Source organism: Coriobacteriaceae bacterium (assembly GCA_025992855.1).
Classification (GTDB): Bacteria; Actinomycetota; Coriobacteriia; order Coriobacteriales; family Coriobacteriaceae; genus Collinsella.
Map to the genome: position 1 here is coordinate 1,508,380 of DAJPGB010000001.1, position 21,846 is coordinate 1,530,225.

Sequence of the window (21,846 nt, forward strand, 5' to 3'; positions counted from 1 at the left end):
ACAAAATAGACTGAAATTTTTGTCCCACTACGCGTTTTACTCAACGACCTTATCCGGCTGGATGAGCTCCTCGTAGTAGCTGATATGTTCGCGAGCGTCTTCAATCTCGGGCAGCAGGAAGTTGTAGATGACTTCGATGATCATCGTGGCACTGATCTTAGAGAACGCAAAGTCGCCTGTCGTCAGCAGCGCTTCGTGGTTGACGGTATTAAAAGTGTAGTCTGCCAGACGCGCGAGCGGGGATTTGCTGTCGCTGCTGATGACGACTACGGTTGCGCCGCAGTTGCGAGCCGCTTTTGCCATGCGATTCAGTCGGCGCGATTTGCCGGAGTTTGAGATTAGCACGATGACGTCACCCGGGCGCAACGTGAGCGCAAAGCCGATTGATGTCTCGCTAATGGTGCTCGCCATGCAGCGCAGGCCCAGCTGCGAAAACTTAAACGTCGCATCGAGCGCGACCGCGTTCGTATTGCCCACAGCTGCAAACTCAATAACCCCTGCATGCTTAAGGGCATGCACAACAGCCGCCAGCGTATCGTGGTCGATCCCGTCGATGGTCGCATTAAGCTCGCTCACCTTGGCAGCCAGGATGTTCTTAAGGCTCTGCTCCATGTTGTCGAGCGATACCTCGTCGGTCAGGCCCTCGTTGCGCTGACTCTCCAAGTCGCGCGCCAACGAAAACTGAAAGCTGCGGAAGCTGCCAAAGCCAAGCTTGCGGCAGAAGCGCGAAACGGTCGCCTCGGACGTGGCGGCGGCGCGCGAGAGCTGAGCCGCCGTGAGGCGTGGCGCCTCGGACTGGTGCTCCAATATATAGTCGACAATGCGCTGCTCGGACTCGCTGTATCCCTGATGGGTACTAATGAGGGAAAGTGCGCTCTTGCTACTATCGGTCATGGATGGCTCCTGGTTGGCATGAAAATCGGACTCGTTTTGTAATGTCATAGTATAGGGGGATTTTCAATTACAAGATACACCTTGCCGTTTCAAGTGTTGATGGTAAACTTTCACTTACCGTTTACGGTTATGAAAGAACCTTTCACCGGAGAATTGCGCCTTGTCTCTTCTCACGCGGACGGTAGGTTGGTATCTTTCAGTTGTGGAAAAGCGCGCAAGGACGCGCGTGTAGGGGAGCGCCTGCGGGCGCAAAACTTAAAAAGGAGGGACACATGGCTAAGTTTGACATCATCGCCGCCACCGGTTGCCCGACCGGCATTGCGCACACCTTCATGGCGAAGGAGGCGCTGGAGAAGGCAGCTGCCGAGCGAGGTCTGACTATTAAGGTCGAGACCCATGGCCAGGTCGGTGTCGAGAACGAACTCACCAAGAGCGAGATCGCTGGTGCCAAGGCCGTCGTCGTCGCGGCCGATAAGGATGTCCAGGCGGAGCGTTTCGCCGGCAAGCGCATGGTTTCCGTTGGTGTTTCCAAAGCCCTGTCCGTCGAGGCCGCCGGTAAGCTGATCGACCGCGCGCTCGCCGCCAAGGGTGACGACTCGGTTGCGGCTGCTGCCGATGTCGAGGATGAGGTCGAGGAGAAGGAGTCCATCGGCCACATCATCTACAAGCACCTCATGAACGGCGTCAGCCACATGCTGGTCTTCGTCGTCGCTGGTGGTGTCCTGACCGCCGTCTCGTTCCTGTGGGGCATCACGTCCTTCGATTCGACGGCGTCTGACTACAACAGCTTTGCCGCTATGCTCAAGATCATCGGCGGCATCGCCATGAACCTCATGGTTCCCGTGCTTTCCGCCTACATCGCCGAGTCCATCGGCAAGCGCCCGGCGCTCGTCCCCGGTTTTGTTGCCGGTATGATCGCCATCCAGGGCCTGCCCGTTAACGCCGAGACCGGCATGATCGACGCCGGCGGCGCCGGCGTGGGCTTCGGCTTCCTGGGCGGCATCGTCGGCGGTTTCCTCGCTGGCTATGTCATCTTGCTGCTCGAGAAGGTCTTCTCCAAGCTGCCCAAGAATCTGGACGGCCTCAAGGCTATCTTCCTGTACCCGCTGTTCTCGACTGCTATCGTCGGCCTGGTCATGCTCGGCATCTCCGGCCCCATGGCTGCCATCAACACCGCCATGATGGACTTCCTCAAGGGTCTGTCTGCCTCTGGCGCCATTGTTCTGGGCCTTGCCATCGGCTGCATGTGCGCCGTTGACATGGGCGGCCCGGTCAACAAGGCTGCTTACGTCACCGGTACCGCTATGCTCACCGAGGCCCTGGCCGCCGGTGTCGGCACCGACACCTACAACTTCGGCACCAACTTCATGGCTGCCGTCTCCGCAGCTTGCATCGTTCCGCCGCTGATCACCACCTTCGCCGTCGTTGTCGGCAAGAAGTACTTCAGCCAGGAGGATCACGACGCCGGTATCGTCAACCTCATCCTTGGTTGCACCCACATCACCGAGGGCGCCATTCCGTTCATGACCAAGAACATCTGGCCCGTCATGCCCATCATGATGCTCGGTTCCTCTATCGCCTCGATCCTGACCATTATGTTCAACGTTCACGATCCGGCGCCTCATGGTGGCTTCCTGGTCCTGCCCGTTGTCGAGAATGGTCCGCTGTGGGTCCTCGCGATCCTCATCGGCGCTGTGGTCGGTGGCATCCTGTTCGTGGCCTTCAAGAAGTACGACTTCGAGAAGAACCAGAAGGCAGCTCCCGCCGCCGCTGCTCAGCCGGTCGAGGCCCCCAAGGCCGCTGCCGTCGAGGCCCCCAAGGCCGAGGCTGCCGACTTCGTGAAGGTCGAGAACGTCTTTGTCGCCGAGGACTTCGCTTCTCGTGACGAGGCTCTGAGCTTTGTCTCCAACCAGGCCGTCAAGGCCGGTGTCGCGAGCGACGCCGATGCCGTGATGAACGCCTTCCTGGCCCGCGAGGCCGAGGGTACCACGGGCATGATGGAGGGCTTCGCCATTCCGCATGCCAAGTCCGATGCCATTACCGAGGCTGCCGTCATCGTCGTCAAGGACGAGTCCGGCGTGACCGGTTGGGATACCATGGACGGCGCTCCCGTTAACGTGACCATCGCTCTGCTCATCCCGGGTGCACAGGCTGGCACCACGCACCTCAAGATCCTTTCCAAGGTCGCCGAGGCGCTCATGGACGAGGACTTCCGTGCCACCGTCAAGGGTTCCACCGACGCCGTCGAGATCGCCAAGACGATCAACGCCCGCCTGGTCTAATTCCACGGTACGGGAATAACATCGCCCCCTGTATATAAGGCGGAGTCCCTCTCCAGGGTCTCCGCCTTTTTCGGTAACAGAGAACGCACCGGTTGATCCCATCAGCCAGAATTCCTTTCAGCCGACATTACTCTGGATCGACCGAGTTTCCGCAGCTTGCTCGCCGGGCGGGCGCGGGTTAAGTTTGTCGCGAGTTCCGCATGCAAAGGAAAGCACTTAATGTGCTTTCCGTCTTGCGCAGGACTGTAGAGCAGCAAACTTAACCCGCGCCCGCCCGGCGAGCAAGCGGACGACAAACACATCTGTCCAATAATTCGTCTGAAACATAATGAAAAACCGTTTGATGTGAGTTAATATAAACAACGTCGTGAATCTGACTCCTGCCACATGCATGACAGGGGTTAAACACAAAAAGGAGTCAATTATGGTTTCTGAGAAGGCTACCCTCGTTAATCCTCAGGGTCTGCACATGCGTCCGGCTGGTCTGTTCGCCTCCACCATGGGCAAGTACGCCTGTGACGTGACGGTCGTCACCCCCGAGAAGGAGGTCAACGGCAAGTCCCCGATGGCCCTCATGGCTGCTGGTATCCCCTGCGGTACTGAGGTCGAGGTCAAGTGCGACGGCGCCGACGAGGCCGAGGCTCTGGCTGCTGCCATCGAGCTCATCAAGAGCGGTCTTGGCGAGTAGAACTCAAACGGGTCGCATGTTGAACAACTAAGTTCATATTTGGGGGCGCAGTGACCTGTTGTAAGGTAGCTGCGCTCTTTTGTCATGGATATGGCAAAACGCTTTATCACATGACACGGAGAGAGGAATGGGAATGTATCAGGGAGTCAACGCTTCCGAGGGCATCGGTATCGGCACCGTCATGGTCGCCGTCGATCCCGACTTGACGTTTGAGCCGCACGAGGTTGCTGATTCGGCAGCAGAGAAGGAGCGCTATCAGTCCGCTCTTTCGGTCTTCTGCGAGAAGACCCAGGCTCAGGCCGACCACATGAAGGAGACGGTGGGCGAGGCCGAGGCCGAGATCATGAGCGGACACATTGTCCTGGCTCAGGACCCGGGCATGACCGACGCCATCAACGCCGCCATTGACGGCGGCACCTGCGCCGAGCAGGCGCTCATGGACACCTCGACCATGTTCGAGAACATGTTCCTGTCCATGGACGACGAGATGTTTCGTCTGCGCGCGGCCGACATCGCCGACATCCGCACCGGTATTCTGGCCGAGCTGCTGGGCAAGGAGGTCGTCGACCTCTCCGTCCTGCCCGAGAATACTGTCGTTGTCGTTCACGACCTCACGCCGTCCATGACCGCCACGATCGATAAGGCCCACGTTGCCGGTATCGTCACCGAGACCGGTGGCCGCACGTCGCACTCCGCGATTATTGCGCGCGCCCTCGAGATCCCGGCTGTCCTTTCGGTTTCCAATAGCTGCACCGCGCTGCGCAACGGTATGACCGTTGTCGTCGACGGTGGCAAGGGTATCGTTGAGGCCGATCCCGACGAGGAGACGCTCGCCGCATACACCGCCAAGGCCGAGGCCTTCGCTGCCGAGAAGGCAGCCCTCGAGGCCTTCCGCGGCAAGCCGTCCGTGACTGCCGATGGCATCAAGAAGATCATCGCCTGCAACATCGGTAACCCCGATGACGTGCCCAACGCGCTCGATCACGACGCCGAGGCCATCGGTCTGTTCCGCTCCGAGTTCCTGTTCATGGACTCTGCTGAGCTTCCTTCCGAGGAGGAGCAGTTCAACGCCTACCGTAAGGTCGCCAGCGCGCTCAAGGGTGCTCCGGTCATCATCCGCACGCTCGATGTTGGCGGCGACAAGGAGATTCCGTATCTGCACATGGTCAAGGAAGATAACCCCTTCATGGGCTTCCGCGCCGTGCGTTACTGCCTGGCCAATCCCGACCAGTACAAGGTCCAGCTCCGCGCTCTGCTGCGCGCTAGCGCCTTCGGTGACGTCAAGATCATGATCCCGCTCGTCACCTGCGTCGAGGAGGTCTTGGCTGTCAAGGAGCTCGTCGAGCAGTGCAAGGCCGAGCTGACCGAAGAGGGTCGCAAGTTCAACGAGAACATCGAGGTCGGCATCATGGTCGAGACGCCCGCCGCTTCGCTGCTCGCAGACCGTCTTGCCGAGGTCGCCGACTTCTTCTCCATCGGCACCAACGACCTGATCGGTTACACCATGTGCGCCGACCGTGGTAACGACACCATCTCCAACCTGTACCAGGTTTACTATCCCGCCGTGCTCCGCTCGCTCAAGAACATCATCGAGAGCGGCGTGAAGGCCGGCATCATGGTCGGTATGTGCGGCGAAGCCGCTGCCGATCCGCTGCTCGAGCCGCTGCTGATCAGCTGGGGCCTGGAGGAGTTCTCGATGAGCGCTCCTTCTATCCTGCGCGCCCGCAAGACCATCAGCCAGTGGACCAAGGCCGAGTGCGACGAGCTCGCCGAGAAGGCGCTCGCCTGCAACACCGCAGCCGAGGTCAAGGCACTGCTCGAGTCCGCAGCTCGCTAATTTGGTATCAGAGGTAACCGCGTGGTTGGAATGGGCCGGCCACGCGGCCCTCACATATACAGGGGGTACTGTAAATGTTCTACACGCTAACCGCTAACCCGGCTGTCGACATGACGGTTTCGAGCTCTCCGCTCGAGCCCGACGAGAACGTCCGCACCGGCTCGGCCAGCTACACGGCTAACGGCAAGGGCCTCGACGTGTCCTTCGCCTTTAAGAAGATGGGCGTCGACACCGTCGCGCTCGGCTTCTTCGCCGGCTTCACGGGCAAGTTCATCGTCGAGGAGGTCATGAACCTGGGTTGCCTCTGCCGCCCGGTCTGGACCGACGGTATCACGCGCATCAACACCTACGTCAACGATGGTCAGCACGAGTACGGCATCCTGAACCCGGGTGCTCCGATCACGCCGCAGCACCAGGAGGAGCTCTACAACATCCTGGACACCGCGGGAGACCTTGAGTGCCTGATCGTCTCCGGCTCCGTGCCTCCCAAAGCTACGCCCGACTTCCTGGCTCAGGTCATGGAGCACGCTCAGGCTCGTGGCGCCGACGTCGTCCTGGACCTGTCCTCCGACAAGCTCAAGGAGCTCGCTCACAAGAAGCCGCTGCTCATCAAGCCGAACCATCACGAGATGAAGGCCATCTTCGGCGTGCCGGTCGACACCGACGACGAGGTCCGCGTTGCCATGAAGATGGCTCACGACGCTGGCGTCCAGAACGTGCTGCTCACCCGTGGTAGCCGCGGTGACGCTTACTTCTCCAACGGCGAGGACATCTGGTATGCCAAGCGTGAGTTCAACATCAAGCTGGTCTCTTCCGTCTGCGCCGGCGACTGCACCCTCGCTGCGTTCCTGCACAAGTGGTACAGGGATCGCGACAACGTCGAGGAGGCCATGAAGCTCGCTATGGCCACCGGCGCCAACGTTGCCGAGTCCGTCGGCATCGGCGACTTCGGCCACGTCGATGAGTACAGCAAGCGCGTTGCTGTCCGCAAGCTCGATCGTCAGTAATCGAAACGCGACATATTCGTGCGCATGCGGCGCCCCGGTTTCGGCTGGGGCGCCTTTTTGTTCCGCCATGGGGGAGAGGTGTCCTGCCGTACTTCATCGCTTCCACACCGTTCGCCGAGTTGTCCTAGCCTTTTACCGATACGTGGAATATACTTTCATTAACACGTTGCTTCGTGAAAGGAACATTCATGATTTATACGCTCACTGCAAATCCCGCCATTGACTACAACATCGCCTGCGACGGCCTTTCGGCCAACACCGTCACCCGCACGCGCAACGCGGTCTATACGCCCAACGGCAAGGGCCTCAATGTCTCGTTCACGCTCGATCACTACGGCGTCGACACCACGATCCTGGGCTTCTTCGCTGGCTTCTCGGGTGAGTTCATCGTCAAGGGCGCCGAGGCCCTGGGCGTGCCCGTCAAGCCCGTGTGGACCGACGGCATCACGCGCGTCAACGTCTTCCTCAACGCCGGCCCCGACACCGAGTACAACATGGTCAACGCCGGTGCTGCCATCAACGAGGCCAACGAGCAGGAGATGTTTGAGCTTATCGATTCGCTCGCAGACATGACGTGCCTGGTCATCAGCGGCTCGCTGCCCCCCAACACCTCCGAGGGTTTCCTTGCCGAGGTGCTTCGCCGCGTTAAGGCAAAGGGCGCCGAGTTCGTCCTCGACATCTCAAGCCATCAGCTGGCAGACCTCATTGCCATGGAGCCGCTGCTCATTAAGCCCAACGACGACGAGCTGCTCGACATCTTTGGCATTAAGGTGAGCGGTGGTGACGACGAGTCTGTCAAGGGCGCGATGGCCGAGCTTCATGCCAAGGGTGCCAAGAACGTCCTGCTGACCCTTGGTGGCGACGGCGCGTACTTCTCCAACGGCGAGCACATCTGGTTTGCCAACCGCACCTTTGAGGTCAAGCTGCTGTCGACGGTCTGCGCCGGCGATTCCTCGCTCGCTGCCTTCCTGTCCGTGTGGCACGATGCCCCCGAGCGTGTTGAGGACGCTCTGCGCCTCTCGATGGCCACCGGCGCCAACGTGGTCGAGTGCCCGGGTTTGGGCGATTTTGCTAAGGTCGATGAGTATCAGAAGGGCATCGCCATCCGTCGGGTCTGCTAACGCAGCGCACGGACCTTGCATCCTTGCTTTGTAGAGCACCCGTCTCGGATTGCCGAGGCGGGTGCTTTTTCATGTTTGTAGTCGATACCTTGGGATCCAATCGTGCTTGAAGCGCGTTCGCGTGTGCGCCCGCTCTCGTTTCTTGCTAGACTTCTTGGAAACCATCAATCGATATGCCCGCAAGTGCAGGAGGCCACAGGAATGTGCAATGTTTCGCTCAACGCTTCGCAGCCGTCAGCCGCCTCTTTGCGTGTGTTGCGCGCTCTCGAGGATGCTGGTCTTGAGGCCTGGTACGTGGGCGGTTGGGTACGTGACGCCCTGATGGGACGTCCCAGCCACGATGTCGACATGTGCTGCAGCGGCCTGTGGCAGGAGTCCAAGGCGGCACTCGAGGCCGCCGGTATTGCAGTAGTTGAGTCGGGCATTAAATTTGGCGGCATTACGGCTATTTGCGATGGCGAGCGCATTGAGGTCACCACCTATCGCCTAGACGGCTTCTATACCGACGGTCGTCATCCTCAGAGTGTGGAACGTGCCGCCTCGCTTGAGGACGATCTGGCGCGCCGCGACTTTACCGTCAACGCTATGGCCTGGCATCCCGAGCGCGGGCTTGTCGACCGCTACGACGGCCAGGGTGACTTGGAGCGCAAGCTGATTCGCGCTGTCGGCGATCCCAAGCGTCGCTTTAACGAGGACGCCCTGCGCATGTTGCGTGCGGTGCGCTTTGCCTGCCGCCTGGACTTTATGATTGAGCCCGAGACTAAGCGCGCGCTTGCCGAGTGCGCGCCGCTGCTCGACGCCGTGGCGCGCGAGCGTGTGGGTATTGAGCTTGAGGGCATTCTTTCGACCGGTCATGGGGGAGACGCGATGCTGCGCTACCCCGAGCTCATCTGTGCCTCTGTGCCTGAGCTGGCAGCGGGTCGCGGCTTTGATCAGCGAAGTGTCTATCATGCGTTTAACGTTTACGAGCATATCGCCCGTGTGCTGACGGTGGCAGGGGAGCTTGCGCTGTGCGACGGCGTCGCGCCCTCGTCGAGCCTGATGTGGGCGGCGTTTTTGCACGATGTGTCCAAGCCCGAGTGTTTCACGGTCGATCACGCCGGCAGCGGACACTTCTACGGTCATCCCGAGCTCGGCGCCAAGAAAGCGCGCGTCATTATGGATCGCCTGGCGCTCTCGCACGACCTGGTGCGCGACGTGTGCCTGCTCATCAAATATCACGACAAGCCGCTGCGCCCCGAGCGCTCCTGCCTGCTCAATATGATGCGCGCGCTTTCGGGTGAGGGCGTCGACACGGCCCGCCTGATTGACGAGCTCATGGACCTTAAGCGTGCCGACACACTTGGCAAGGCCCCGTCGTGCTTCTATTATGTTGAGACGATTGAGGAGATGCGCGCGCTGGCGCACGAGCTGCTGAAGGCAGGGGAGCCCTATACGCTCAAGATGCTCGCCATCAACGGCGGCGACCTGATCCGTGCCGGAGTCAAGCCCGGGCCGGAACTGGGTCAGCTTCTCAACTCCGCCCTCGACGCCGTGATCGAAGACGATATTCCCAACGAGCGCGAAGCTCTTTTGGTTCATCTCAACTTGAATTAGCTACCAAGTTTACCTGCGTATTCCATAACCTGCCGACAATTTTTCGGCAATTTGGAATTTCTTCTTGCGCTGACGTTTTTTGTCCCGTAATATATTTCCTTGCAGCACGGCAGTGCAGATGTCATGTGGCCCGTTCGTCTAGCGGTTTAGGACGCCGCCCTCTCAAGGCGGAGATCACCAGTTCGAATCTGGTACGGGCTACCACTTCTTTTCTGCTGAGGCTTATGGCCCGTTCGTCTAGCGGTTTAGGACGCCGCCCTCTCAAGGCGGAGATCACCAGTTCGAATCTGGTACGGGCTACCACGCATCTGATACCCGGTCTTCCTATGGAAGGCCGGTTTTTTTTATTTTCAAACAACCGTCTGCAATTCCCGTTTGAACCAGAGCTTTGCGTTCTGCCTATGGCCCTTACGGGTACAATATCCAAGATATTTTGACTGTTAGAAGGAGTCTCATGACGGAGTCCTCTCAGCATACGTCTAAGCCCCAGGTCGAGGTTGAGGCCTCGGGCGGAGATGACAATAAGAGCGCACGCCGCGGCGCCATCTTTATCGGCGTCGTGCTGGTAGGTTATATCGTCTATCTGGTGGTAACCGGGCAGATGGGGCAGTTCTGGGCCGCTATGTCGAGCGTCCAGGCGTCATGGCTCGTTGTCGCGTGTCTTTGCATGTTCATGTACCTGTTCTTTGGCATTGTGGCCTATGCGATCGCCGTCTGGCTCGATCCCAATTCGCCTGTCGGCATCCGCGACCTGATCTCGGTCGAGGCGAGCGGCATCTTCTTTGGCAACCTGACGCCCATGATGATGGGCTCCACCCCGGCTCAAATCTATCGCCTGACCAAGGCCGGCCAAAACGTGGGCGAGGCCGGCGCCACGCAATTCACGCGTTTTATCGTGTACCAGTTTGGCCTCGTTGCCTGGGGCGCTATCCTACTGCTTGCTCGCATGCCGTTTTTTGCCGAGCGCTATGGCGACATGACGCTGCTGTGCGTCTTTAGCTTTGGTGGGCACTGCTGCATCTTGCTTGGCATCTTCGCCGTCGCGCTCATGCCTAAGACCGTCACGCGCGTCGCCCATTGCATCATCAATTGGCTGGAGCGCATAGGTGTCTCGGCCACTAAGATCGAGGGATGGCGCACGTTTGTCGATGGCGAGATCTACTCCTTCTCCGAGAAGTTCAAGCTTTCGGCCGGACATTTTTCTTCCATGCTGCTCACCGTGTTTATCACCATGCTGCAACTCGCGTTTTTCTATCTGGTTCCGTATTTCCTGATGCTTGCCTTTGGCCACCACGAGGTCGACTTTTTCTCGGTCATGGCCGCGAGCGCCTTTGTCCAGCTGTTAAGCTCTGCGGTTCCCTTGCCCGGTGGAACTGGTGGCGCTGAGGGCGGCTTTGCATTGTTCTTGGGTCATTTCTTCGGTTCGGCTTCGACCGCCGGCTATCTGCTGTGGCGTCTCATTACGTTTATTGCGCCTACCATTTTGGCTGCGCCCCTGCTGGGACTTAAGAGCGCCCACAACGAGAGCATCCATGCGCGCTGGGATCGCGTGATGCGCAAGCTCGGCCGCACGCCTCAGACGCCCTCTGCGCCCACTAAGCCGCACCCCACGAATGCTGTTACCGTTGATCCCAAGAAGCACGCTCAGAAGGCTTCTGGGACCGCAAAGCCGGCTCATAAGGCCTATGTGCGTCAGACAGGAGACGGTATTCGCGTATCTCCGTCGGCACTCAATAAGAAGAAGCACCCTAAGTCGCAGTAGGGCAGTCGTGCGTTCTTCATGATGCGAGGCATATTTGTGCTGTATGGGGGATAATCCTCTTACGTAGATTATCTCTCATCTGTTGATGAATGCTCGCATATCGAAGGGACACGCCCATGGCAACCAGCAAACCGCGTCTTGATCGTCGCATCGTTCGCAGCCGTAATGCCATCCTTTCGGCTTTCGAGCGCCTGCTCATGGAAAAGCCGCTGGCAGACATTACGGTGAGTGCCATCGCGCGCGAGGCCAATGTCGACCGCAAGACCTTTTACGTTCACTTTGGCACGGTTGACGGCCTGCTCGATGCCATTGCCGTCGATGTGGTGGAGATGATTGTCGACTCGGTCGAGAAAACGCTTGCTTCCATGGACGGCGACACCAACGAGCGCGCCCTGAGCGCGGCGGCGACCTTCTTTAAAACCGTTAACGAGGCACTGTGCAACAACTTGGTGCTCAATCGTCAGCTGATCGAGAATATTCCGCTCGATGATTTCATGGCTCGTCTTCGTGCGCCGCTCGAGCACGAGATTGCCGAGCGCGATCTGCTACCCCAAGGTCTCAAGGACGAAATGTTCGACTACTATCTGGCGTTTTTGCTGTCGGGTATTATCGGTATCTATCGCACGTGGGCGCTGTCTGACGGCTCGGTTCCTATCGAGCGTGTCTCGGAGGTTGCTAACGACCTCACGCTCAACGGCCTGTCGAGTCTGGAATCTCGCTTCGAATAGCATCGATAATTCAACAACTTAAAGAAGTTGCGGTGGAATAGGGATTGTTTTGGTTATTGGAAGGCCGATATAGTCCCTATTTCACCGCAACTTAGTAAAACTGTTTTGATGGTAAGGCGGAACAGCCTCGAAGATGTGCCTCGAGACTGCTCCGCTTCATTTCTGATCGTTTGTCGTGTAGGGCAGCATTAATCGCCGTTTTTGAGTGTGCGGCCCTGTTTTTCGAACTTGTGCATGTCGCTATCGGCCATGCCTTGTGACTTATCCTCGTGACGCTTGGCGTATAGCGGATCGTCGGAGTCGTTCCAGATGCGGTCGGCGACAGGTGACCATGCCTCGGCGGTAGCCTGGGTCTTTTCGCGCAGCTGCTCGGGTGACTCCTTCTCGATTAGGTCGGTGCTCATTGCGCCACTCTCGGCAACCATTTTGGGCAGCACGTCGGGATTCTCGAGCATGGGGCATGGTTTGAGGTAGTTGTCGTTGAACGGCATGTTTTCGTAGTACTTCATAAAGAGGGGAGAGCGCAGTGCGTCGAGTAAGCTCACATCGTGGATGTTGGCGTTTGAGTAGTGGATGAACACGCACGGCTCCACGTCTCCGGCGGCGTTGATGTGCAGGTAGCGGCGACCTCCGGCGATACACCCGCCTACAAACTCGCCGTCGTTTTGAAAGTCGAGCGTAAACAGCTGCTTCTTCTCGCGCATTTCGCGGATAAAGTGATACATGTGCTCGCGCTGCTCGGGCGTGGGCATGAGCTCGGGGGTTGCATTGCGGCCAACCGGCATAAAGTGGAAGTACCAGCAGAAGAGTGCTCCCTCGCCGATCATCCAGTCCATGTTCTCCTCGGTAGCTACCGTATCGGCATTGGCGCTGGTCCAACAGGTGGAGATACCAAACGGCAAGTCGCGCTCGCGCAGGAGTTTCATGGCGTGCTCGATCTTTGCGTAGGTACCCTCGCCGCGACGGGCGTCGGTGGTGCGCTCATTGCCCTCGGCGCTGATGGCGGGGACAAAATTACCTACGCGAATCATATCGTCGCAGAAGGCCTCGTCGATCAGCGTGGAGTTGGTAAAGCAGAGAAACACGCAGTCCTGATGTTTTTCGCAAATTCTGATCAGGTCGTGCTTGCGGACGAGCGGCTCGCCGCCGGTATAGATGTAGATATGCGTACCGAGCCCTTTGCCCTGCGTAACGATAGAGTCGATGTCTTCGAACGAGAGATTCTGCTTGTAGCCGTACTCGGCGGCCCAGCAGCCCGTACAATGCAGGTTGCAGGCGCTCGTGGGATCGAGCAGGATGGCCCACGGAACGTTGCACTGGTACTTTTCGCGGTTCTTTTCCTGCTCTGGCCAAGCTAGCAGGTTGGCGTCGACAATGAGGGTCTTAAGCAGTTTGGTTCGCATCTGGGGATTAAGGCTGAACACGCGCATGATCAGGTCATACCAATTGCCGCGGCTCTTGATGACATTGGTGAATGCCTCTCGCTGTACAGGAAATACGCGATTGGGGACCAGCTTGTTCACGAGGTCAATGATTTTGTCGATGTTTTCTTGCGGGTTGTCGTCGAGATAATCGATGAGCTTGTTGAGCGCTGCACGCTCTGCTGACCGTGTAAGCGACATGGGTATATCCTTTCACGTGTGCTTAATGTGTGATAATACCCACTTGTGGATTAAACGAAGTCTAAAGATTTGTAGTGTGTCTATTCAACGAATCAATTTAATTTGGGGTGAAGCGTTATACGCCGACACCTTCTAAGTTGCGGTGAAATAGTGTCAGATGGGGATGCGGACGATTTCTTGGACCGCGCCTAGGCGTATCCATTGGAATCCTCCGATGCGCCTTCGCACGCTCGCATGACCTCGATACCATGCGAGCGTGCAAACTCGACGAGCTCTGCGTTGCGGGCGTTTATGGTGCCGAAGGCGGCGGGGCACACGATAAGGCGCGCGCAGTGGACGAGGAGCTCTTTGGCGCGGGCTATGGTTTTATCCCCGATCGGCTCGAAGGCGCGCTCGGCCACGCATTCCGTCGCCAGGTCGCGCGCGAGCTCGCAGTCGATGTCCCCTTCGTGCAGAATGCCCGCGTAGAACGCCTTGCCCTGCCGGATGAGCTGGCGAAACACAGCTGACCCCGTACCTGCGCCGGCGATGACGAACGTGTGCGCATCGCCGTGTGGGCGCCCAATTTCCACGCTGCCGAAGCGCTCGTTGAAGGTGCCATGTTGAAGGCCGTAGAGCTCGCCAATCGTCTCGCGCGTGAATATGTCCTCGGGTGCGCCGGCGCGGAAGACCCGGCCGTCCTTCACGCAAATCACCTTGTCGGCGCTTTTCTGCGCGAGCTCGAGTTCGTGGATGGACATGATGACAGCCACATTCCGCGATTTCGCAAGGTGGCGAAGTATTCGTAGCAGGTCGATCTGGTAGCGGATATCGAGATACGACGTGGGCTCGTCGAGAACGAGCACACGCGGATCCTGCGCGATGGCGCGCGCGAGCATGACGCGCTGGCGTTGCCCGTCGCTTATCTGCATGAAGTCGCGCTCGGCGAGCTCTTCCACATGTGCGGTTTTCATGGCCTCATCGACCCGACTATGGTCGTCGGGCGAGAGTGTGCCCATTCGCCCGGTGTAGGGATGCCTTCCCGCCTCTACGATATCGCGGCAGGTGAGGAGCTCGGTCCGGGGGCGATCTGTCAGCATAACGGCAAGGTTCCTTGCGAACTCCGCCGTCTTCCATCGGGAAATCTCCCGCCCGTCGAGCTCGACCGCGCCGGCAAGCGGTGCCAGATGGCGTGTGATGGTTTTCAAGATGGTCGACTTGCCAGAGCCGTTCGGCCCGATGAGCGCCACGACGTCGCCCGCGCGAACCTCCAGATCGACGCCTTCGACTACGACCTTCTTGTCGTAGCCCGCCGACAGGTCACTTATGCGGAAAAGCGGCGCTCCGTCAGCCTGCGTTTCGACCGGGGTTTCGAGGTTCGACTCCGCTCGGAGCGTTTTGGGCCGCGGCACAAATTTCCCCATCTACCTCACCCGCTTCTTCAACATGAGCGCGATAACCACCGGCGCGCCGAAGATGGCGGTGACGGCGCTGATGGAAAGCTCGACGGGGGAGAACAGCGTGCGCGCGATTAAATCGCAGCCCGCGCAGAAGATGGCGCCTCCCAAGAAGCACGCAGGAATCACGCGGATGGGCTTCGACGACTTTAGCGCCGACTTAACGAGATGCGGAACCGCGATGCCTACGAACGACACCGGACCAGCGAACGCGGTCACGCAGGCGGAGAGCATGCTCGCTAGAAGGACGAGCACCACGCGGAAGCATGAGACGTTCACGCCGACGCTTTTCGCGTAGGCTTCTCCCAGCTGGAAGGCGGAAAGGGGCTTCGATATCGCGAATACGCATGCGCTCACGGTGATCACCACGACCGCGATGACCGCGACGTCGTCCCAGCTCGAACCCGAGAAGCTACCCAAGGACCAGTTGTGCAGGTTCACGATGGACTGGTCGTCGGCGAAGGCGATGAGGAAGTTCGTCGCCGCCGAGCAGATGTATCCCACCATGACGCCCGCCACGATGAGCATGGCCATAGAGCTTATGCGCCGTGCTATGAGGAGCACGAAGCCGATGGTGATAAGCGAGCCCAGAAATGCTGCGGCCACCATGGCCGGCGAGGACATGGCCTGGTTCGCGCCCAGAAGTACGATCATCGTAAGCGCGACGACGAACTTTGCGCCCGAGGAGACGCCCAAGATGAACGGGTCGGCGATGGGGTTGTTGAAAAACGTCTGCAGCAGGAACCCGGAGAGCGAAAGTGCCCCGCCGAGAAGCACGGCTGAAAGCACGCGCGGCAGACGAATCTCCCAGATGATCTGGATTTCCATGGAATTGGCCGCGCCTCCCGAAAGGATGCCGGGGATGTGGTCTGCGGGCACGAGCACGCTCCCGATGCACAGGTTGGCCCCGACGAGCACGATGAGGGCAACAGCGAGCAGCGCCGTCACGACGCGACACCGCGCGGCGCGCCCCGATTCGTCGTATGTCATGGAAAGCCGGCTTCTCATGGCGCTAGCTGAGCTTCCTCAGATAATGGAAGTTGCTCGCGTCATCGCCGGTGAACGCCCCGTGCAGCTCGTCGATAATGTCGGCGGTAGAGGTCATCTGCTGGTACATGTCGGCGCTTGTGACCCAGACGTTGCCGTTCTTCACGGCTTTGAACTGCGACAATAGCGCGTTTTTGCCTACGAAGTCGTTCAAGGTGGCAACCGATTCGTCGATGGTGCCGTTGTAGACGATGATGTCGGCATCCTTCGCCGTCGCGTAGAAGCGCTCCATTTCGAGCGTTACCGACGAACCTGACGTCGACGCTGTCTGCGCGTCATCGAGCGCGTAGCTGCCGCCTGCAAGCTCGATCATCTGCGCCACGTAGTCGCCCGCCCGCCGCGTGACGGCGGCCCCATTCGAGTTAATGTAGAAATACGCCACGGTTTTACCTGACGACGCGAGCCCCGACGTTTGCTCGACGCGGGCCTTCTGCTCGTTGAACAGGTGCGTGGCCTCGTCTTCCTTGTCGAACAGGACGCCGAAAAGCTTAATCCACTCGACGCGCCCGAGTGCTTCGGGCTCGCTCGACGACTGTTCGGTGAGCACGACGAGCCCGAGCTTCTGCAGCTTTTCCTTCACATCGGGCGTGTGGTTGATCATGGTGTTCTCGATGGCGAGCGTGCAGCCCGAGGCCGATATTCGCTCGTAGTCGGGCGCGCTGTACTTGCCGCCGTAGGCGATTGCCCCACTTTCGAGCGCGCTTTTGAAGCCCGCGACCGAGCAATCGTCGGCCTTCGTGCCCGACATTAAGATATTGTCGTTCGCATCGAGCGCGTCGACCAGGCACATCGTTGCCGACGACACGAGGTACACCTTGTCGGCGGGGCGCCTTATGACCGCGATGCCGGAGCTCAACCCATCAGGTACCTTCGCATCTTGCGGCACCACGAGGAAGCGCTCCCCGTTCGAAATGCAGATAAGCCGCAGGCCGCCTTCGTACTCGTCGACAGTGAAGTGCTTGGCGTATTCAAGCTGAAGCGTCCCCGTCGGCTTCCAGCCGCAGCCCAAATCGGCGTTGTGGAAGTCGGCCGCGGCGCTTGAAGCCGTTCTCGCAGGGGAGCCGCCGCTTGCTTCGTCGCCCGATTTCTCCTTCATGGTGGATGAGTCGAAGTGGAGCGTGTAGTCGATGGTGTGCGGCGTCGACATGGCGACGGTCTCGGCCGACACGGCGATGTCCTCGTCGAGCGTGACGGGTATCTCGAACGTGGAGTTGCCGCCGTCGTTTGCGGGCGCGTAGTCCACGCCGTTGACGGTCATTTTGTCGTAGTTCGAACTCGACCAGGTGATGGTCGCGGTGTAGGTGTCGCCATCCTTCACAATTGTGGTGGGTGAGGCGATGCTTGCGCGCCCTGACCCGCCGGAGAGCGAGACGCTCACAGTGTATTCCTGAGAGCCCGCCGTGGCATCGGTCGCGTTCGGGCTCGCACTGCACCCCGCGAAGGGAAGCGCGAGCAGGGCGACGAGAACGCAGGCGATCGCGCGCGCCGCGATGCTGTGGCGCTTCCTGTTTTCCCCCTTGGGAAGAATCGACCGCATGGCGTTACTTCAGTGCGTCGGCGCGCAGATCGACGCCGGCGGATTCGAACACGAGCGTGCGGTCGTACCACCGCTCTTTTCTAATACTCCACGCGGCACAGGCGGTGTCCTCGTCGAGTGCATCAACGGGCACGTCGTAGGTGTACTTGCCTTCCGCGTTTTCCACATAGGGGATGAAGTCGGCCTCGCTCGCGGCGGCAGCCTCGTCGCCCGTGCCCATGAAGAGCTTGCCGTAGCCCGTGCCGGAAAGCGTCATCACGCAGTGCATGGAGCCGTTTTCCACGATGAGCTGGGCGTCCACAATCCTGAACATGTTCGAGCTGGAATCTACGGTGATCGGATAGGTGCCGTCGGCCACCTTGTCGGCGGTGATGGGGGCAGCGCTTGCGTCCTCGGGCGCATCGGCCGCCTGTTCGGTTTTTTCCTGGGAATCGGCATCGCTTGCCTTTGCGCTGTCGATTGAATTTCCGCCGCAGCCGGCGAGCGAGAACGCGAAAAGCGCCGCCGACAGGGCGAAGGCGAGGGTTTTCTTCAACATGAAGGGGTTCCTTTCAATCGCTTCGACCGCCCGCGCCGTGCGGTGGGCGGGCGGGATGCGAATGCAACGGGCATGCGCCGTCAGTCGGGGAAGGCGCATGCCCGTTGCGCGGGGACGCGACCGGCGCCCCCGTGCGCGGCGAGTTTACAGCTTGGCGATGGCGTCGTCCACGTGCGAGACGTAGATGTCGTCGACCGCGACGTTCTGTCCCAGACCCTGGAGCAGGCACGTCACTTCGAAGCCGGCGGCCACGAACTTCGCAGCCCAGCTGTCGGGGTCGGTCTCGTCTGCCATGTCGTTGTTCGCGTGGTCGCCCGCGACCACCATGAACGGCGCGAGCACGGCCTTCTTGTAGCCTGCGGCGCTCGCGGCGGCGATAACATCCTCGCAGGTCGGTTCAGCCTCGACGGTGCCGACGAAGAACTGCGTCAAGCCCTCGTTCTTAAACACTTCCTGCATCTTGGCATAGTCGGCGTTGGAATCGGCTTCGGTGCCGTGACCCATGAGGCACAGCGCCGTCTTGCCGTCGTCGAAGGACGCCATGTTCTCCTTAATGGCTGCGGCCACCTTCTTGTAGTCGTCGTCGGAGGTGAGCAGCGGGTCGCCGAGCGAGATTTTGTCGAACTTGTCGGCGTACTTGTCGAGCTCGTCTTTCACGTCGGTGTATTCCAGGCCACCCATGAGATGCGTCGGCTGCACGACGATTTCCTTCACGCCGTCTTCCACGCAGCGGTCGAGCGCCTCGGTCATGTTGTCGATCGTGATGCCGTCGCGCTTCTTCAGCTTGTCGATGATGATCTGCGCGGTGAAGGCGCGGCGGATGTCGTAGTCCTGCCAGTACTTCTCGCGGATAGCGTCTTCGATGGCGCCGATGGTGATGTGGCGCGAGTCGTTGTAGCTCGTGCCGAAGCTCGTGACGAGGATGACCGGCTTCACGGCCTTCTCCTTTTCACTCGATTTCTCGGAACTCGCGGAGGTGTTGGAGCAGCCCGCGAGCGCGACTCCGGCGAGCGCGACGGCTCCGGTTGCTGCGGCGCTCATGAAGCCGCGGCGTGACATCTGGTCGGACATGGTTTTTCCTTTCCTCGGTTTGCCGGTCCCCCGGCGACAGTTGCTTGTCGGCACAAGCGAAAGAAAAGCGCACCCCTCGGGGTTCACAAGGAGCTAACGCCACGGCGATGCCGTGAGGAAAAGGCGAAGCAGTCTGGCTTGGGGCGCGAGGCGGTTCGCCCGCGCGTCCTATACAGTAATGTCCCTTGCCCAGGATTCCCACCTGGTTCCCTCCGCAAGCCAGCGCGGGCTGTGCGGGGCGCCGCGCCGGTCATTTCCTTTTATCCGATTGTCATATGCTCGTTGCCGAAACTTTTACTATGATAGTGGGCACTTGTGAACGTGTCAAAGCCAGGACGGGCGGCATTGCGCCTCCTGCCTGCGTATTTGCGCCGATTGCCGCCGCAGGCGCCGTGTTTTGCCCGCCGCGCGAAGGGCGGCGTAAACGGTTGCGATGAGAAACGGGAAGGGAAGGCTCGGATGATTCATATCGTTGGCGCAGGCTCGGGCGCCGCCGACCTTATCACGCTGCGCGGGGCGCGCCTTCTGCGCGCGGCCGACGTGGTCGTTTGGGCGGGAAGCCTTGTGAACCCCGAGCTGCTCGCTGAGTGCAAGGAATCCTGCATCGTCTACGACAGCGCGCACATGACCTTGGAGGAAGTGCTCGACGTGATGTGCGCGGCAGATGCGCGGGGCGAGGAAGTGGTGCGCCTGCACACGGGCGACCCGTGCCTGTACGGCGCCATCCAGGAGCAGATGGACGCGCTCGGCGCGCGCGGCGTGGACTACGAGGTGGTGCCCGGCGTGTCGAGCTTTTGCGGTGCCGCGGCGGCGCTTCGCCAGGAATACACGCTGCCGGGAATCAGCCAGTCGGTCGTGATCACGCGGCTTTCCGGGCGCACCCCCATGCCCGCGGGCGAGGGCATGCGCACCATGGCGGAAAGCGGCTCGACTATGGTCATCTTCCTGAGCTCGGGTATGCTCGCCGAGCTTTCCGCCGAGCTTTTGGCCGCGGGCCGCAGCTCCGACGAGCCGGCGGCGCTCGTGTACAAGGCGACCTGGCCTGAGGAGCGCGTGGTGCGCTGCACAGTGGGCACGCTCGCCGATGCGGGCGCGCGAGAGGGCATCGACCGCACGGCGCTCGTGGTGGTGGGCCGCGTGCTCGGAGCTCTCGGCGGGCTTGCGCACGATGGCGCGCAAGCGGAGTCGTACGAGCGCAGCAAGCTTTACGACCCTTCGTTTGCCACGGGGTATCGGAAGGCGAGAAGCTAGCGTGGCCTTCGAGCACTACATATATACCGGGACGACCCGCCTGCGCTGCGGCTATACCACGGGGAGCTGCGCCACGCTCGCGGCGAAGGCGGCCTGCGAGATGCTCTTGTCACGAAAGCCCGTCGGCTGCGTGTCGATCGTCACCCCCGGCGGGCTGCCCGTCGAGACGGACGTGGTCGACGCATGTATCGGCGAGGGGTGCGCCCAGTGCGCCGTGCGAAAGGACGCAGGCGACGATGCCGATGTGACCGACGGCGTGCTCGTGTACGCGCGCGTGGAACATGCGGGGTCGGGCACGGGCGCTGCGGGCAGCAAGGGCGTGCCCACGCGCGAATCGGAAGTTTCCGTCGATGGCGGCGTGGGCGTGGGGCGCGTGACGTTGCCCGGGCTCGAGCAGCCGGTGGGGGCGGCCGCCATCAACGCGACGCCGCGCGCGATGATCACTTCGGCGGTGCGCGAGGTGTGCGCCGCGCACGGCTTTTCTGGAAATATTGCTGTGACGATTTCGGTACCCGAGGGCGTTTCCCTTGCCGAAAAGACCTTCAACCCGCACCTGGGAATAGAGGGCGGCATCTCCATCCTGGGCACGACGGGCATCGTCGAGCCGCGCAGCCTCGCTGCCTTGCGCGACAGCATCGAGCTCGAGATCCGGCAGCATGCGGCTATGGGGCGGCGCGGAGTCGTGCTCACGCCCGGCAACTACGGCGGGCAGTTCATCTCGGGGCATTTCCACCTAAACGGTGTGCCGGTGGTCTTCATCTCCAACTTCGTGGGCGATGCGATTGATTGCTGCGTTCGTGAAGGGTTTACCAATGCCCTTCTTGTGGGACACATCGGCAAGCTGGTGAAGGTCGCGGGCGGCATCATGGACACCCATTCGCGTACTGCCGACTGCCGCGCGGAGATTCTGGCCGCCCACGCGGCCTTGGCCGGCGCGGGCGCGAAGACCGTGCGCGAGATCATGTCTTCGGTCACGACCACGGCGGCGCTCGAGGTAATCGAGGCCGCCGGCGTGGGGGACGCTGCGCGCGCCTCGCTCGCTGCGGCAACCGAGGACAGGTTGCGCCGCCGCGCGGCGGGTGCATGCGATATCGCCGCGGTCGTGTTCGACGCCGGGCGCCGCGAGCTTTTCCGCACGTCGGGCGCCGATGCAGTTATCGGGGAATTGGGGGCGACGTATGAGTAAAGGCGTGCTGTACGGGGTGCGCCGCGCAATCGGCTGGTCGGGGACGAAGGTGGTCATGAAGGCGCGCCGCTCGCTTGCGGACACGAAGCGCATCCTTCACGAGGAGGGCGCCTTCGACGGTGCCGAGCTCGTTGAGGACTGTGGGCTTCCGGGCGAGCGCGTGTACCGCTCGCTCGTCGATGTGCCCGATCGGGGCAGCTACTTCTCGACGATGGTGGTGCGCTAGATGAGGATTTCCTGCAT

The 21,846-nt window shown here is 60.5% G+C and carries 18 protein-coding genes and 2 tRNA genes; 13 read left to right on the top strand and 7 right to left on the bottom strand.

Annotation, left to right across the window (positions count from 1 at the left end; all coding sequences use genetic code 11):
* Positions 1–36: 36 nt before the first annotated feature.
* Entirely contained in the window at positions 37–894 is an 858-nt protein-coding gene (locus OIL88_06360; protein HJI71987.1) for a MurR/RpiR family transcriptional regulator, read from the bottom strand.
* Positions 895–1,166: 272 nt separating this feature from the next.
* Here OIL88_06360 and OIL88_06365 point away from each other — a divergent pair, with 272 nt between their 5' ends.
* The 10 genes from OIL88_06365 to OIL88_06410 all read left to right on the top strand — a co-directional run bounded on the left by OIL88_06365 (position 1,167) and on the right by OIL88_06410 (position 11,915).
* Complete coding sequence (locus OIL88_06365) at positions 1,167–3,176, top strand: fructose-specific PTS transporter subunit EIIC (GenBank protein HJI71988.1); 2,010 nt, start codon at positions 1,167–1,169, stop codon at positions 3,174–3,176.
* Between the two features lie 424 nt (positions 3,177–3,600).
* A complete protein-coding gene (locus OIL88_06370) occupies positions 3,601–3,864 on the top strand; it encodes an HPr family phosphocarrier protein (GenBank protein HJI71989.1) in 264 nt (87 codons plus the stop codon).
* 133 nt (positions 3,865–3,997) lie between these two features.
* Positions 3,998–5,701 carry a phosphoenolpyruvate--protein phosphotransferase gene (gene ptsP, locus OIL88_06375; GenBank protein HJI71990.1) on the top strand — a complete coding sequence of 568 codons (1,704 nt, stop codon included), beginning with the start codon at positions 3,998–4,000 and terminating at the stop codon, positions 5,699–5,701.
* Between the two features lie 74 nt (positions 5,702–5,775).
* Positions 5,776–6,708: a 1-phosphofructokinase family hexose kinase gene (locus tag OIL88_06380; GenBank protein ID HJI71991.1), complete on the top strand. Its 933-nt coding sequence runs from the start codon at positions 5,776–5,778 to the stop codon at positions 6,706–6,708.
* A gap of 188 nt (positions 6,709–6,896) precedes the next feature.
* Positions 6,897–7,829 carry a 1-phosphofructokinase gene (locus OIL88_06385; protein HJI71992.1) on the top strand — a complete coding sequence of 311 codons (933 nt, stop codon included), beginning with the start codon at positions 6,897–6,899 and terminating at the stop codon, positions 7,827–7,829.
* 201 nt (positions 7,830–8,030) lie between these two features.
* Positions 8,031–9,425, top strand: coding sequence for an HD domain-containing protein (locus tag OIL88_06390; GenBank protein HJI71993.1), 1,395 nt, complete (start codon positions 8,031–8,033; stop codon positions 9,423–9,425).
* Between the two features lie 127 nt (positions 9,426–9,552).
* Positions 9,553–9,629: transfer RNA gene (locus OIL88_06395), tRNA-Glu, on the top strand.
* 22 nt (positions 9,630–9,651) lie between these two features.
* A tRNA-Glu gene (locus OIL88_06400) sits at positions 9,652–9,728 on the top strand.
* 151 nt (positions 9,729–9,879) lie between these two features.
* Positions 9,880–11,187: a flippase-like domain-containing protein gene (locus tag OIL88_06405; protein ID HJI71994.1), complete on the top strand. Its 1,308-nt coding sequence runs from the start codon at positions 9,880–9,882 to the stop codon at positions 11,185–11,187.
* Positions 11,188–11,303: 116 nt separating this feature from the next.
* Positions 11,304–11,915 (top strand): TetR/AcrR family transcriptional regulator, encoded by a 612-nt coding sequence (locus tag OIL88_06410; protein HJI71995.1) that lies wholly within the window; start codon positions 11,304–11,306, stop codon positions 11,913–11,915.
* A gap of 188 nt (positions 11,916–12,103) precedes the next feature.
* On the opposite strand, the gene OIL88_06415 is transcribed toward OIL88_06410, so the two are convergent.
* The 6 genes from OIL88_06415 to OIL88_06440 form a co-directional block, all read right to left on the bottom strand.
* Entirely contained in the window at positions 12,104–13,537 is a 1,434-nt protein-coding gene (locus tag OIL88_06415; GenBank protein HJI71996.1) for a radical SAM protein, read from the bottom strand.
* 188 nt (positions 13,538–13,725) lie between these two features.
* Entirely contained in the window at positions 13,726–14,928 is a 1,203-nt protein-coding gene (locus OIL88_06420; protein ID HJI71997.1) for an ABC transporter ATP-binding protein, read from the bottom strand.
* A 12-nt stretch (positions 14,929–14,940) separates the two neighbouring features.
* The gene (locus OIL88_06425) at positions 14,941–15,963 is read right to left on the bottom strand and encodes an iron ABC transporter permease (protein ID HJI71998.1); all 1,023 of its coding nucleotides are present in this window, start codon (positions 15,961–15,963) and stop codon (positions 14,941–14,943) included.
* A gap of 22 nt (positions 15,964–15,985) precedes the next feature.
* Positions 15,986–17,557 (bottom strand): ABC transporter substrate-binding protein, encoded by a 1,572-nt coding sequence (locus OIL88_06430; GenBank protein ID HJI71999.1) that lies wholly within the window; start codon positions 17,555–17,557, stop codon positions 15,986–15,988.
* Positions 17,558–17,561: 4 nt separating this feature from the next.
* Positions 17,562–18,095, bottom strand: a complete 534-nt coding sequence (locus tag OIL88_06435; GenBank protein ID HJI72000.1) for a hypothetical protein — start codon at positions 18,093–18,095, stop codon at positions 17,562–17,564.
* Between the two features lie 144 nt (positions 18,096–18,239).
* The gene (locus OIL88_06440; GenBank protein ID HJI72001.1) at positions 18,240–19,166 is read right to left on the bottom strand and encodes a sirohydrochlorin cobaltochelatase; all 927 of its coding nucleotides are present in this window, start codon (positions 19,164–19,166) and stop codon (positions 18,240–18,242) included.
* Positions 19,167–19,625: 459 nt separating this feature from the next.
* Here OIL88_06440 and cobM point away from each other — a divergent pair, with 459 nt between their 5' ends.
* From cobM to OIL88_06455, 3 genes are read left to right on the top strand one after another with little or no spacing between them, the layout of a single operon-like run.
* Positions 19,626–20,417 (top strand): precorrin-4 C(11)-methyltransferase, encoded by a 792-nt coding sequence (cobM, locus tag OIL88_06445; protein ID HJI72002.1) that lies wholly within the window; start codon positions 19,626–19,628, stop codon positions 20,415–20,417.
* A gap of 1 nt (position 20,418) precedes the next feature.
* Positions 20,419–21,603 carry a cobalt-precorrin-5B (C(1))-methyltransferase CbiD gene (gene cbiD / locus OIL88_06450; protein ID HJI72003.1) on the top strand — a complete coding sequence of 395 codons (1,185 nt, stop codon included), beginning with the start codon at positions 20,419–20,421 and terminating at the stop codon, positions 21,601–21,603.
* Entirely contained in the window at positions 21,596–21,829 is a 234-nt protein-coding gene (locus tag OIL88_06455) for a hypothetical protein (protein HJI72004.1), read from the top strand. The genes cbiD and OIL88_06455 overlap by 8 nt, the downstream gene beginning before the upstream one ends.
* The last annotated feature ends 17 nt before the right edge of the window (positions 21,830–21,846 follow it).